Annotated in this window: 11 protein-coding genes and 1 pseudogene; 1 reads left to right on the top strand and 11 read right to left on the bottom strand. The window is 67.8% G+C overall.

What is annotated here, in order from left to right; all coding sequences use genetic code 11:
* Window positions 1-26: 26 nt before the first annotated feature.
* Together ACIQAK_RS12370 and ACIQAK_RS12365 are read right to left on the bottom strand one after the other, a co-directional pair.
* Window positions 27-335 (bottom strand): hypothetical protein, encoded by a 309-nt coding sequence (locus ACIQAK_RS12370; protein WP_366392688.1) that lies wholly within the window; start codon window positions 333-335, stop codon window positions 27-29.
* 211 nt (window positions 336-546) lie between these two features.
* Complete coding sequence (locus tag ACIQAK_RS12365; RefSeq protein ID WP_366392689.1) at window positions 547-888, bottom strand: hypothetical protein; 342 nt, start codon at window positions 886-888, stop codon at window positions 547-549.
* 615 nt (window positions 889-1,503) lie between these two features.
* Here ACIQAK_RS12365 and ACIQAK_RS12360 point away from each other — a divergent pair.
* On the top strand, window positions 1,504-1,767 hold the full coding sequence (locus tag ACIQAK_RS12360; RefSeq protein WP_401847962.1) for a hypothetical protein: 264 nt from the start codon (window positions 1,504-1,506) through the stop codon (window positions 1,765-1,767).
* On the opposite strand, the gene ACIQAK_RS12355 is transcribed toward ACIQAK_RS12360, so the two are convergent.
* The 9 genes and pseudogenes from ACIQAK_RS12355 to ACIQAK_RS12315 all read right to left on the bottom strand — a co-directional run bounded on the left by ACIQAK_RS12355 (window position 1,725) and on the right by ACIQAK_RS12315 (window position 12,292).
* Complete coding sequence (locus ACIQAK_RS12355) at window positions 1,725-2,102, bottom strand: hypothetical protein (RefSeq protein WP_401847961.1); 378 nt, start codon at window positions 2,100-2,102, stop codon at window positions 1,725-1,727. The genes ACIQAK_RS12360 and ACIQAK_RS12355 overlap by 43 nt on opposite strands.
* Before the next feature lie 853 nt (window positions 2,103-2,955).
* Window positions 2,956-3,081 (bottom strand): annotated as a pseudogene (locus ACIQAK_RS12350) (IS5/IS1182 family transposase); the annotation flags it as partial.
* 509 nt (window positions 3,082-3,590) lie between these two features.
* Window positions 3,591-4,352, bottom strand: coding sequence for a hypothetical protein (locus ACIQAK_RS12345; protein ID WP_366391726.1), 762 nt, complete (start codon window positions 4,350-4,352; stop codon window positions 3,591-3,593).
* Window positions 4,349-5,680, bottom strand: a complete 1,332-nt coding sequence (locus tag ACIQAK_RS12340) for a hypothetical protein (protein ID WP_401369886.1) — start codon at window positions 5,678-5,680, stop codon at window positions 4,349-4,351. Before ACIQAK_RS12340 ends, ACIQAK_RS12345 begins: the two co-directional genes overlap by 4 nt.
* Window positions 5,677-7,683: a hypothetical protein gene (locus tag ACIQAK_RS12335; protein ID WP_366391724.1), complete on the bottom strand. Its 2,007-nt coding sequence runs from the start codon at window positions 7,681-7,683 to the stop codon at window positions 5,677-5,679. Before ACIQAK_RS12335 ends, ACIQAK_RS12340 begins: the two co-directional genes overlap by 4 nt.
* The gene (locus tag ACIQAK_RS12330) at window positions 7,680-8,492 is read right to left on the bottom strand and encodes a toll/interleukin-1 receptor domain-containing protein (protein ID WP_366391734.1); all 813 of its coding nucleotides are present in this window, start codon (window positions 8,490-8,492) and stop codon (window positions 7,680-7,682) included. The genes ACIQAK_RS12335 and ACIQAK_RS12330 overlap by 4 nt, the downstream gene beginning before the upstream one ends.
* A gap of 164 nt (window positions 8,493-8,656) precedes the next feature.
* A complete protein-coding gene (locus ACIQAK_RS12325) occupies window positions 8,657-9,880 on the bottom strand; it encodes a helix-turn-helix transcriptional regulator (protein WP_366391723.1) in 1,224 nt (407 codons plus the stop codon).
* 1,762 nt (window positions 9,881-11,642) lie between these two features.
* Complete coding sequence (locus ACIQAK_RS12320) at window positions 11,643-12,035, bottom strand: hypothetical protein (RefSeq protein WP_366391722.1); 393 nt, start codon at window positions 12,033-12,035, stop codon at window positions 11,643-11,645.
* On the bottom strand, window positions 12,032-12,292 hold the full coding sequence (locus ACIQAK_RS12315; protein WP_366391721.1) for a hypothetical protein: 261 nt from the start codon (window positions 12,290-12,292) through the stop codon (window positions 12,032-12,034). Before ACIQAK_RS12315 ends, ACIQAK_RS12320 begins: the two co-directional genes overlap by 4 nt.
* Window positions 12,293-13,310: the final 1,018 nt, after the last annotated feature.

Here is a 13,310-nt window from a genome sequence, read left to right as displayed (position 1 = left end):
GCAGCAGGCCTGACCTGAGCAACCGCTCAGCCGACGTCGCGCAGCACATCCCTCGGGTGGCGGCCAGGCGGGAACAGAAGCAGGTTGCCGAGCACCAGCCCATGGGTCACCAGATGGCCGTTGGGGCCGTCGGCACGAACGAGCTGCAGCCCCCGCCGCTCGGCGAAGACGTAGAGTTCGGCAGCGGCCTGGATCCGCTCGTACTCCGACGACGAGATGGTGCCGAGGTCGCCGCCGCCCTCGGTGTTTGCGGAGGCTACGGAAGGTTCGGGCGCCTCCTGAACGCTCACTTCTTCCGTACCCCTGGAGCCCGTGGGGGCGAATTCGATCGTCATGTGCAGTCCTCCGAGGGGACATGATCCGGCCGGGAAACTACGCCCACACACCTGGCGTCAGCCCACAACACGCCAGGGTCGGCCACGCCGGTTCCCACCGATCCCACGATCATGTCGCGGCGTCCGATGGCCCCATCGGGGGCGTCAAGCCCGCCCGGCGAGGGCGAATTCAAGGAACCGGGCGAGTACCCCTCCCATCCAGGAGCGGCCCCTACTGGTCCTTCAAGGCTGGGAGGAGGTAGACCAGCACCACGGTGAGTACCGTCGGTCCGCAGAAACCTGCGACGGCTCTCCAAAGCTGGTAGCTGCGGCCGGTCCACCACTTGTCCAGGAAGGGGAGAAGAAGGCTGCTGATGGCCATCAGCAGCGTGCCCTGCAACACCAGCGCTACGTCACCGCGCCCCAAGCCGAATGCCTGACAGGCCCAGCCATACAGGAGGGCGCCGATCAGGACCAGGCTAGGCAAGAAGATGAGCGCAAGCCGACGCCCTGCTCTTCGCTCCGCAGCCTCCATCTCGGGAGTGACGATCTTGACGCGAACGTAGCGGGGCATGTCTCTCCAAGGACCGCGCGTGCCAGGTATGTAGAGCTGCAGCAGCGTATCGATCCCATCGAACGCACGTGCCGATATACGCGAGACCACACAGCCACCCCTGGCACTGTGGTCTCAGTACTGGTCTCATTCGCCCTCGTCCGGGACAGTCCGCCGCGCCGCCGACCGCCCTCTCCACCGCAGGTCAGGACACATACGACCCCCTCCGGACGGGCGTACGAACATTTGGAAAGCGTGTTGGGGGCAACCCCTCACGAGTTCGAATCTCGTATCCTCCGCCATTGCTCTCACCGGGCAATACGAAGAAGGCCCTGACCCGTTTCGACTGGTCAGGGCCTTCTTCGCGTGCTGGCCCGAGTCGGACCGGTCTCGGTCACGCGCCGCTAGGCGGTGGGCTCTTCGTGATCTTCCGTCTCAGTTTCCGTCTCAGTTGCGGTCCGAGGGGCCCTCGTTCGGACATCTCCGACCTTTTCGCTCGCCTCCGGCGCGGTACCCCGGAGTGCGTCCCCGGCTTGCTGCGCGACGTTCTTCAGCATGGGTCCGGCTTCAGCATGGGTCCGGTGACATGCATGTGCCGGGGCCCTCGTCCCCCATCTCGATCCCGTCACCGGAGAGGTGACCGGCTACAGCCTCGCCACCGCCGACGACACCGACACCAAGGGCGAGCCCGTCTTCTACAGCGGCTCCGCACTCGCGCCAGACCCGTCCCTGAACCGGCTCCGCGAGCGCTTCGGCCCGGCGGATGACAAGGTTGCGGGGCAGGCCACGGCGTTGCACACGAGCTGTGCGGACGCAGGCGACTCCTGGCGGCACGCCGATGGGGAGCTGCGCGCCGCCTACAACCTCGTCACCAGGGCCAACAGCGGAACGGCAGAATAGGAGACCGACGCCCAGTACAGGCTCAGGGCGCGGCGTTCGCCGAGCTGCCGCACAACACCGCAGTCTCGGCGCCGCGCCAGCCCCGGGCAGAACTGCAAGCGGCAGCCATCGCCTTCAACCGCGCCAACCGCTCCGCCACCCGAGCCGAGCACCGGGCCGCCGACGCCCTGCGCCAGGCCGGAAGAACGCTGCTGACCGCACCTACCGCCAAGGACGGCGACTTCCTCGCCGCGGCGCTCGCCTCCGCCGTCTTCCTGCTCATCACCCTCACCACGTGACACGCCCAGCCCGGTCACGCGCAGCATGAGCCAGCCACCCAGCAGTCCCTCGTCCACCTCCAATCCGCCCAACAGCACGCCGCCCAGCCGGCCCTCGCCCAGCTCACCGCACGCGCCCCGAGTCCCCAGGCTCGCCGCAGCCGTCCGAGCCACGATCCCCGAGCACGCACACCGCATCCCCGCCGACCCGGCTAGGCCCGCGCTGTCCACCGCCCTCGCCCGAGCCGAGTCCGCCGGCACACCGCCCCGCCAGACCTTGGCCGACCTGTCCGGGCAACGGGAACTCGACACTGCGGACCGGCCAGCCGAAGTCCCGGTCTGGCGCCTACGGACCGCCACCGCCGAGCCAATCAGCCAGCCAGCGAGCTCGGAGCGCGGCAACCCCGTAGTGCTCGCACCGACCTTCTGACGACGAAGACGGGAGCACCTGCCGCTTCGGCCGTCCAACCGCAGCCGACGGACGTAAAACGTCTTCGGCCAGGTCACTGACGTGGACTTTCCCCTCGTAGAACAGCGCTTCTCAACCTTCACGCGCGACCGGAACAATGAAGAGCGCTCGGGCGGCGGATGCTCGCAGCACCCTTCCTACGCGTCGATCGAACGGGATCAGGCCGGGTCGAGACTGGGCCGGAAGGTGCGACCACCACTCGTTGATCACATCCCTTACCTGATCCCAGAAAGAGCCGGCGATTCTCTCGAGAAACTCGCTGTCCGGCTCCGCAGCTCGCTTTGGCGATGTATCCGTCCGACTCGGCTAACGTAAACGAACCATTACACGGTCGCCTCGCCATTGGATAATCCGGACTCACCGACGATGCTTTCCCCTGCCTGTAGCGATCATGAGCTGGTAAGGCAAACGATTTCGTACGATGGCGACTCGGCTGAGGCACAGGACGTCACTCTCCATCACTCACAGTGGCTGACTCCATGAGCTGATCTGTCGGTGGGCGATGAGCCAGCAGGCGAGTTTGGGAGAAGCTTCGTGTATGTCTGCTGGTCGTTCCCAACGGATGCGGAGGCGTTCGACGACCCAGCGGAGATCGAAAGCGGCCTAGGCGATTTCTGCGCGGCGAAACTGGCGTTCACCAGCGCCGACGGGACCCAGTACGTGGTCTACCTGTCCGCACCGAGCGCCCAGTCGGACAAGTTCCGCCTTCGTCTTCGACGCCGCCGTGAACGGGATTCGACTGCCAGGGTAGCGGTGCGAAAGGGGCCGGGGTGGTGCACGGCCCCGCCCGTGCGCCCCGGCCCCCTCCTCCGCTCAGTACCAGGTGTCGGACCGACCACGCGCGATGCGCGCACCCGCTTCGAAGTCGTCGTAGTGCACGCGCACGTCCTGGATGCCGAGAGCTCGCATCAGGTCCGTCAACCTCACGACGTACCGACGCCCGACTTTCCGTAACGGACAAGGGAATTCGTCGCTTCTCGCACGCTTGTACGCCGTGCTTAGACCCAGGCTCAGCGCGTCCGCCGCCATGCGCATCCCCACCTCCGCCGGAAGTCCGAACACGGCGGAAAAGGCGACGGACTCATCATGATGGCGCTTCATCGGGCGGGCCCCCGCATTCCGAACAGGCCCAACTGTTCGCTCACTGCCGTCTGGACGCGAGGGCTCGCTCGGCGGCGCCCACGCTGACGTACCTGGCGCACATGGTCCAACAGGCCCAGTCGGTACGCCAGCGAGCCCAGCCGTTCGCCCTGTGCCTGCTGGGCGAGGGTCCTGGACATCCCCTCGACGCGTACGACTTCACCGGCCGCGATCGTCAGCGGATCGGGCCCTTCCGGCTCCTGCACCGTTCCCCACTCCCCCACCGGGGTCTCCTCCGGACTGCGACGGCCCGTCCGCCACCCGGCGGCGAAGGCCGCGTCGACCAGGTGCTGCTCAGCGAGCGACGCGTCCGCCCGGCCAAGGGTTCGTACACCCTCCAACATCCCTTGCAGCAAGTTGGAACACACGTCGGCGTGCTCGGCACCGGTGCGGCGGGAGAGCGAGTACGCCGCTCCCCTCAAGCGGGGCGCGAGCAGCCACACAGCGACAAGCGTCCAACTCCGTCCGCCCTCATCCTTGTCCTCCGGGTCCTGCCGGATGTGGCCGACAATGTGCCGCCAGTGAGCGATCCGGTCGGGGTGGCCCGGCCCTGTCCGGAGGGCCTGGGAGCGCAGGTCGTCGAGCGAGATGCCCGCTCGACCGCAGTGCGGCTCCATGGCTGCGTCCGAACCACTGCACAGCGGCTGCCCCTGGGCGTACCGCTGCTCCACGGACCTGCAGATGCGGCTGAAGACATCGGGGGACGGGCACGGGCTCATCGCTCACCCCCGGGCCATTCCGGGCCAGGGCCGCTCTGCGCCCATGCGCGGGGGTCGAACTGTCGGTTGGGGCAGTCCACTTCGGCGGCCGTGCCTTCCGATGCCGTAGGCCGCCTCCCGGTGCTCGACGGTTCCGCCGCGTCGGCCGGGTGGCCGACCGCGTCTCCGCCGTGCTGGGGCGCCGACCGGGAGGCGGGTGTGGCCGGCGGCGGGTCCTCCGTACCGGTCTCCGAGGGGTCGACAGGAGGGCGCCTGTCCTCGTGGTCGGTTTGGCGCATGTGCCTGCGGATGTTCTCCGCGGCCTCCGGCCGGCCCGCCGCGTCCGACGTACGCGCGAGGCGGTCCAGGAACACCCTGGTCTCTGCCGACCCCTCGGTGAACCCCTCGCTGTCCAGCCAGGCGGCCAGGAGATCGGCCGGAGGTTCCTGTCCCGCTGCCGGACGGATCGGGCCATGGCCCGGCGGGGTCTGCCCACCGCCCGGCTGAGGGTGGTCGAATCCGCTCATCGGCTCCTCTTCCACCGGCTTCCCGCGGCCCCGGAACAGGTCCCGGTACTTCTCGGGAATCTCCTCGTCGTTGGCGGCGGCGGACAGGACCGTCAGAGGAGCGATCATGTCCACCGCACGCTCGATCTGGTCGTCGTGGCGGGCCATCCACCAGACCACCGCGTTGCCGGGACTCCGTAGAACGTCCTCCCCCAGGTACTCCCGGAGGTTGCGCTCGTGCTGCCGCCGGCTCTCCCAGCTGCCCATGGCCTTGCGCAGCCCGTCCAGCTCTTCCAGGTGCTCCCGGTCCATGGGTCGCAGGACCAGCCGGATGTCCGTGGCGAAGGCCTCCACCAGCCCCGAACCGTCGAGGACCGGTGTTCCCAGCACTCCCTCCAGTGAGCGCTCCAGGAACGTGCACCGGCCGGGGTTCTCGGTCAGTGTCACGCTCTCCACACGCTGCAGGACGGATGTCGCGGCCAAGGCGGCCGGGTTGCCGTGCGACGAGGGGGCGAACCTCCCGGCGGGCCGCCACCAGACGGAGGCGGAGAACAGGAAGGGGCAGTCCTCGACGGCGCTCTGGACGGGCACCACCACGATCGACGTCTCCTGGTAAGGGACTTCGGTCGGAGGCTCGGGAACAGACTCATCCAGGCCCGGGCCCGGAGTCGTGGGACGCACGCCCTCCGCACGAGACACCCGCATATCGATCAGCAAAGCACCGGCGATGAGCGCAGGCAGGAGGAACCACACCCAGGGCGGACTGCCGAGCGCGATTCCCACCGCCAGGGCGGTGACAACGGCTCCGCCGGACACTAGGCGCGTGATGTGCTGGGTATTCATGGTCCTTCCCTTGTCCCTCGTGCACCCGAAGCCGAGGCGAGGCCTCCGACTCCTTGTGCAAGGTCGATTTCCCGGCAGAACCGGTCGGCGGTCCGCACGCGGTCGTCGCGCTGGGTCCGGAGTCCCTCAGGCATGTCGGCGGGCTCCGACTCGGTCCAATCGCACGTCGTCACATAGAGCTGGTTCAGCAGGTCCCGGTCTCCATAGGCGGCGAGCAGCAACGCGTTCAGGACCTCCTCCCCCGCCTGCCGCAGCGTCAGGGCGGCGAGCCAGCACTGCACCGACGGGGCCCAGACGCGCGCCGGCTTCCCCGCCATCACGGCCCGCCAGGCGAAGACGAACGCCTGCCAAGGCGGGTGGACGCGCAGTTCGGCAGGGTCGAGCAGTGCCAGAAGTACCTCCAGGCGGCCGTCCGCCGGTCTCGCCTGCGGCAGAAGGCGGTGCACCAGCCGCCCGTACAGCTGGCGGTTGCCGCGCGCCAGCTCCAGGAGGGCGGAGCGGGCCGCCGCCTTGATGTCCTCGGGGTTCTCCTGCCGCAGCGCGAGATGCCTGAGCCGGACCATGGCCTGCTCCGGATGGGTGACGGCCATCACCTGCCGGCACACGACCGTCAGCACTCGCGCAAGATCGGGTGCTATACGCGCCGTCGTCACCCACTGGTAGACGTGCGAGCGGAACCGCGACCCGTACCGTTCGTGGCTGAGGCCCAGTTCGAGCGCCGCCGCGGCCTCGGCCCGCAGCCGGCCCTCTGCCGAGGGGTGGGTCCATTTCTCGATGAGCAGGTGCAGATCATCGGGTCGGTCGGTCCGCAAGGCCTGTGCCGCGAAGCGGGCAACCAGGCGCGCGCGGTCCTCCGCCCCGAGGCCGGGAAGCTCCATGCATTCGCCTACCCAGTCCCGGAAGTCCGCGCGGAGATCGGGAAAGTTCTCCCAGAAGTGCCGTCTGACCGCGTCGTCGTAAGCGAGCCGGACGAATCGCACCCGCCCGTCGTCCTCCCGGGCGAGGGACAGTTCCTCGAACTGCTCGCCCAGACCCGCCCGGGCCAGTCTGGGCGTTTCGTCCTGAGGGTGCCCCAGGACGCCCAGGAGGCTGTGCGCGGCGCTCAGCACCGTGTCCGCCGGTCCGTCACTCGTCATGCTAGCCGCGAGCAGTAGTGCTCGTTCCTCTGCGCCTCGATGCTGTCGCAGGTCTCCGGCCACCTGCTGCGACCAGTTGGTCGCGGCGGCCACGGCCTCGTCCCGCCAGTGCTCGAAATTCGTGCCGCGGCCGGCCCGGTCCCGGGCCTGGACCACCAGGCCCGCCAGGCGGTCCAGCTCCCGCATGGGAGCGGTCCCGAACAGATGGGGCAGGTCGCCGTGGTCCAGCTGCTCGTGCTCGAACCTCGCGCCCCGCACCCTCAGATGCCGGCTGAAGACCGCCCGCCCGCTCGGCCGTTCGAGGCGCACGGCCCAGGGGGCGAGTTCCGCATCGAGCATCCATTCCAGGCCGGACGGAGTTACGGCGACCAGCCGGGCACCGCTCTCCTCGACCAGCGCGCGGTAGGACATGAGCGTGCGCTGAGCAGCCGGGTAGTCGCTGTCGCCGATGCTCGACAGGTCCAGCAGAAAGCGGTCGTCCGGCGACGGGTCGAGGGGCTCCTCCTCTCTGACCGTGGGCAGTTCCTCGATGCGGCTGCCCGGCACCGACGCCTCCACCAACAGCATGGTCGCCGCGGAGCGCCGGCCGATCCCGGGCGCGCCTTCCAGGAGCACCACCGCACCGGGCCGCGCCAGCCGGTCGGCCGCTCGGGCGTATCCGCCCGGCCATACGAAGCACTTGGCGAGCCGCCGCCGGTGCTCACGTACGATCTCCAGCCGATCGACTCCGGCCCTGATCAGGGGTTCTCGCAGGCCGATCGAGTAGTAGTAGGTGTTGTTCTGGTCACCGTCACCGCTGTGCACCGGTCCCTGCGGGTCACTGATCGACGTGCCGCCCGTGCCACCCGTGTCACCCGTGCCGGTCACCGTTCCTCGTCCACAGGCCGCCCGTTCCGGTCCGCCCTCTGCCGGACTTCCCCATGGTTTTCGCCCACGTACTGCACGTTGCCTCCGTCGCCGGAGATGCGCGGGCCCAGGTACTGCTCACGCGCCTGATACAGGTGCCCGCTCCCGGTGTGGACCGGGCCCTGGGGCTCGCTGACGAACGTTCCGGAGAAGTCCCCGTTGAGATTGCCGATCCCCCCGCGCTGGCGGTGCTTGATCACCCTGGCCTGCATCCGAGCGTCTCCGGCCCCGTCCCTGTCGGTGGCGTGGTCGTCGGCCGACAGTGCCGAACGGGTCCGGTAGCCGTTGCTCCGCGCGGCGGCCCCCAGTTCGGGCAGCAGCTCAACGAGGTCGTCGGCCAGCCCCGTCAGGTCGGCGTCCGCGTTGCGGTGGCTGAGCCGACGGTACTGGCAGGAGGCCAGGGCCTCGATGTCGCCGGGAAGATCGTCGATGCGCAGCCTCTTCGCGCCACCGACCAGCAGAGGGATGACCACGGCCCCTGTCTCGAGCGCTTCCCTGATCTCCCGCCGGGTCCAGTCGTCCTCGTCCTGCAGAGGACTCCGGCCGCCGGGGCCTTCCTGCTCCTGCCAGCGGGGTCCCATGACGGCCAACAACACGCTGCTGCGCCGGACCGCGGTGAGCAGTTCTTGGGGGAACCGGCTTCCCAACCGGATGGACTTGCTCGCCCGGAAGACATTCTCATTGCCAAATACCCGGGAGAGTTCCCTTTCCACGAGTGTGGCGGTGGCCTCCTCGTCATTGGTCCGGTAATTCACGAAGATCAAAGGCACGCGGAATTCCGTTTCTGTGTGATGTTCCCATGCGCGACGGAAAGGCAAAACGATGCCGATGGGATGCCGAAGGCCCGTAGGGCCCGAGCCGGAGAAACTGCCCGGCATGACGAAAAGCGGCCGAATTACTGTGCGGCCGAGACTCCTGTGGCCGGAAACAGCCCTCAGCGACCGGCGCCGAGTACGTTGGCGAGTGCGGGCCGGAGCCCGCGCACCGCCGGGTTTCCACGGAACCGTGACCATTCACGGTCCAGCCGACGCACGTCCGTGCGGACGGTGGCCGAGGGAACGACACTCATGAAGGCCAGCAGTTCGCGGGCCGTTTCGCAGGATCGCTCGATCTCACCCGATGCGGCGAGTGCCAAAGCGTGCCGGAGGCCGTACCGCGCACGGGTGTTCAGTGCGTGGGGTGCGATGCGCCGGCACTGGCGCTCCAGCACGTCGGCAGCCTGCCGGGGACGGCCCAGGTCGTGGAGACACCACCCCTCCACCATCGAGACCGGGTCCTTGAGCTGGGTGGTGCCGAGCATCGGGCCGACCGACGGATCCACGTCGGCCGCCAGGAGATCGCGCGCGCGTTCCAGCGCTCTTCCGCAGGCCCTTTCGTCACCGGCGAGGGCATGGCCCTGGGCCTCGCGCTGGGCCGCCAGTCCTCTGACCCTCGGGGGCGCGGCGCTGCGCTGAGCCTGTCGGGCGAGTGCGATCGTCCGGGGAGCGTCCCCGTCGTAATAGGTGACGAGCGCCCGGCGGACCAACGCATAGTCCGCCAGATCCGTGTCCCCACCGGCCTGCGCCAGCTCCACCGCCTCAGCCGTGGCGCGCAACGCGGTGGTCGCGTCCCCGTTCTCCTGGGCCATCCACCCGATGTACTCGGCGAAGCGGGAGGCGGTGATGAGCAGGCCGGCCCGGGAGGGTCCGGTGGTGCGGGAGGCCAGCGTCGTGACGGTGGAGGCCTGTGAGCGGAGGACGGGCAGCATCGCGGCGGGCGCCAGGCTCTGGCCCAGCCTCTTCATCTGGTGCAGCTGTTCCCGGAACAGGGCGTCCGGCGGCAGGTCCTGGTCGCCGACATGACCGGTCCCACCCCCGTCCGCCATGCGGGCGGCGAGCAGGGAGCTCACCCCCGTGACGATCACCCGGCGCCGCGCCGGCCTCGGCCTGCTTCCGGCAGATTGATCCTCCGCGGAGAACAGTCGGCGCAACCGTCCGCCGGCATTGAAGTAGGCGTCACAGCACTGGGCCAGATTCATCGTGGGGGGATTCACACCCCGCTCGATCTTGGAGAGATGCCCGGTGCTGTAGGTCGTAACTTCCGCCAGCTGCTTGAGCGTCATTCCCGCGTCCTCACGCAGCCGACGCAGCTCCGCACCGAAACGTAACGGGACGTCCATACCCTCACCTTTCCAACACCCTGTGCGGCCGAATTATCCCTCGGCCGCCTCCTGAAGAAGATTCTGGCACGAACGCGCGTCGTTCAGCCGGGTAAAGCGAAGTTTCATGTTTCCTCCTTATGTTCGGGCTCGGGAAACCGATGCGCATCCCATGACCCCGTGCTGTGACTGCGGCCCGGAATCAGGCGTTCGACGTGCAAGGATCCCTCTGACACCGATTCCGCACCCCGATCCTCCGGAGATGCGAAATCTCGGGTTCCGGATCGCATGATTTCCGTGGTTCCCCCTGCCGACCGCACCGATAACTATCGTGCCGACGAACCGAAGACCGAGTGGGAGGGGCCAGGTGTTACCGGAAGCACTGAGCAGGACTGCGGCAGAGGCCGGTGTGGCCGTGGTGGAGACGGCCGGGACCGGTCACTGGACGCTCTTTGGGGAACAGGTGGCCTGCTGGCTCGCTCGGGGCGGGCAGGCCGAGCGGGCCGACCTCGCCCGCTTGGCGGAGACCGAGGCCGCCCTGCGCTTGGCCACCGATTCCTCGTCCCGGGCTGTCGCCGTCCGTCATGCGATGGTCTGGCAAGGCCGCTTCACCGCCGTGCTGGAGCGATTGAGCGCCGATGGACGCCACCCCGCGGCAGCACACCTCCAGCGTCTCGTACGCGACCACCCAACCGGCGCCGCCCCGGCGGCCTCTGCCCCCGGCGTCATTGCCGGCGAGAACGTGCAGGTGGCAACTGCCCCGCCGTTGAACAGTCGCCGACGGGGCACGTCCGGCGGCTGGCAGCCGCGAAACCTCGCACGGAGCCGCTCTCGAGGTGCCATCCATGCGCAATCACTACCGGGTCTGACCCATCTGGCTCTTGCTGCTTGGTCAGCCCTCTCGGAGGCGGAGATGCCAGAGCACTCAGCGGTCGTCGACACCGGGACCGGCCGAGCGGTGTCCCCGGCAGCAGTGCATCGGCCACCAGGTGGTTGAGGAGTAGCGGCACGAAGTCGAGGGGATTGCTCCCAGACGTCTCCCCAGAGACCCAGCTGACGGAGAAACGGCAGATCACGGGTCCTGCATGGCGCCCACGGTAAATCTGTTGGCTGCGCCAGTGCTGCCGAGTTGGGCGGGTGCACCTCGAAACCACGCTGTAGTCAGCGTCCGCGCTGGATGCGGTTCCACACCGGAGAGTCGCCGCCGTTCGCCAGGGTCGGCACCGATGTATTCGGCCGGCGGCGCCCGCGTGGCCTGGGGAGAGCGAGCAGCATCCTCCCGGCGAGGTGCCCCAGGAACCCCCAGATCTCGTGATCGGTGCCACGCCGGTCGCTGCGGTTCGGCACGCACCTCACGCACTCCACGCCACCGCCAGGACGGAACCGCATCCGTTCGTGGCCGCACCGATCGCACTTGATCTGCGCCGTGCCCCCCCCTGTGCGTCTTGGTGCTCTCAGCATCTCAAGGTTCTACGGTGCGCACTGGGGTTCGGCGTCACCGGATAGAGGATTGCCAGGTTGCTACCTCCCGGAAAGGCTCCAACAGGCGGTCACAGCCGTGGTCGTCGTGGTTCTGTTCGGACTGCAATCCCCAGGTGCTCTGCCTTCGGGCTTGTGGCGATCCGGCGTTGGGCCGCGCGGAGGCGCGTCGCCTGTGCGGCGGGGGCCGCCGTCATCTCTTCGCCGGCGGCGGTCCCGCCCGGCGGTGCGCTGGCGGCACCAGGCATGACAGGGAAAACACTCGCCTCAAGGCGGCTCCAGTCCAGAGCCCTCCCGCCGAACTTCAGGTGAGCGTAAAGCCCCATCGAAGGGCCTCGTTCTCGATTTCTATTTGCTCCTGATCCAGCTCGGCCTTTCGGGCCGGATCCAGGTTCTGCACATTGAGCATGGCCTGTACTGAGGCGTAGCGAATTCTTGCCTTTTTCCGCCGGCTCACGAGTTCCAGATTTACGAGGCCCCACTCAAAAAATGCCGAGAGCAGGACTGCAATCAATGGAGCCAGGTACAAAAATGCTTTTCCCACCGCCTTGTCCTGGTAGCTTTCGCCAACAAAAGCGGCGATAGTGATGCCGGCACCAGCACCAGCGAGTGAGGCTTTGAGGGCATCGGCGTTGAATGGGGTTGGAACGACAGGCCCATTCTGAGTAATTCCGTTTCGCTGCGGGGGAATCATCACGAATCACGCCCGGAAGACTTACTGTCGTACTCATTCAGAAATTTGTCGAACTGGGCCGCCTCGCTCGCGTTGGCTAGATTTAGGTTCACAGAATGAGCATCTCGGCCTCCCACCTCGAAGGTTACTTTGTGGCCAGCGATATCGACCTGCACAGAGTTCAACCGGCGTAATTGCAGCAGTTGCCTGAATGCGCGCCAGCCAGCCGGGATGAACGTGGCAATGACGCCGATCAACGCGACAGCAACATTAGCTCCCACCGACCAACCTCCCCTCTGACTGTGTACAGCTCCCGCAGTCGCGCAAGCGTCAACCAACCAGCATACTGGCCCAGTTGAGCAGCGGCAGTGACTTTCAACTGATCATTTAGCGTGTCTCTGTGACGGGTGGGGAGCGCCCGTACCCAAGTCGCCTCGGGACGAAGCGGTTGCCCCGCAGGGGGAGTCTGGGGCCTGGGCCAGCCACCGGCGCTCGTTGTCCTCTTTCTTGTTCAGTTCGCTCATGCCCGCAGTGGTTCATCCTGCGCACCGGCCCCCGCTGAGCTGAAAACTACGCCTGCGGCGCCCCTAGGCCGCACCATCGGTCCTCCGAAGAGCGAACGCGGACACGAACCGGGTTCCCCGTGCCCGCCCGGTCGCTTTCCGTCCATCTCCGCACCGGTCGCCCGCGTGGCCTGCGTGCCACGCCGTCCTTTTCGGTCCGCCCGGACCACTGGTCATGGTCCTGTACAGGGAAATCAGCCCCCTCGGAAATCGCGCCCGCCGTGCGGTTGACGGCAAGTAGCGGAACAGGCGGCACAGAAGACGGATTCCAGCGAAGGAACGGCACATGGCCGCAGAAGATCTTCGGCTCCACACCACGCTCAGTGTCGAACAGATCAAGAAGATCTTCAGTACGACCCTTCAGACCTCGCGGAAGGTCGAACTCGGCGCTGTGTGGGTTAAGTGACAATCCGTTCGAGGAGAACACGGATTTCGATGCCTTCGCCGCGCTCAAGACGGTTTTCCCTAAACGAGGGCAGGCAGAAGGCGGCGCCGTGGTGGAACAACTGCGTCGTCGACGCCGGGTTGTGGGTCGGCTGAAGGAACCACCGGCCTCCGGGCCAGCTCAGGGGCCGGTCCGTGCGCGCGGACCGGTCCCTGACTGTTCCCGCACCGGGCGGACGACGCCTCGTCCCAGCCCATGAACTCACTTTCGGCCATCCGAGCGTTGTCCTGGTGTCGCAGACAACCTGATCCGTCCCGAGGGCCTCTCACAGGGCGGACACAGCGTCGACAC

The sequence above is a fragment of the Streptomyces sp. NPDC088706 genome (assembly GCF_044752765.1).
In the GTDB taxonomy this organism is placed as follows: Bacteria; Actinomycetota; Actinomycetes; order Streptomycetales; family Streptomycetaceae; genus Streptomyces.
This window is presented reverse-complemented; position numbering and strand designations above follow the sequence as displayed.

Excerpts from the sequence above, each read along its gene's own strand:
- ACIQAK_RS12345 (WP_366391726.1), bottom strand. The coding sequence starts at position 4,352 with ATGAGCCCGTGCCCGTCCCCCGATGTCTTCAGCCGCATCTGCAGGTCC.
- ACIQAK_RS12340 (WP_401369886.1), bottom strand. The coding sequence starts at position 5,680 with ATGAATACCCAGCACATCACGCGCCTAGTGTCCGGCGGAGCCGTTGTC.
- ACIQAK_RS12365 (WP_366392689.1), bottom strand. The coding sequence starts at position 888 with ATGCCCCGCTACGTTCGCGTCAAGATCGTCACTCCCGAGATGGAGGCT.
- ACIQAK_RS12370 (WP_366392688.1), bottom strand. The coding sequence starts at position 335 with ATGACGATCGAATTCGCCCCCACGGGCTCCAGGGGTACGGAAGAAGTG.
- ACIQAK_RS12325 (WP_366391723.1), bottom strand. The coding sequence starts at position 9,880 with ATGGACGTCCCGTTACGTTTCGGTGCGGAGCTGCGTCGGCTGCGTGAG.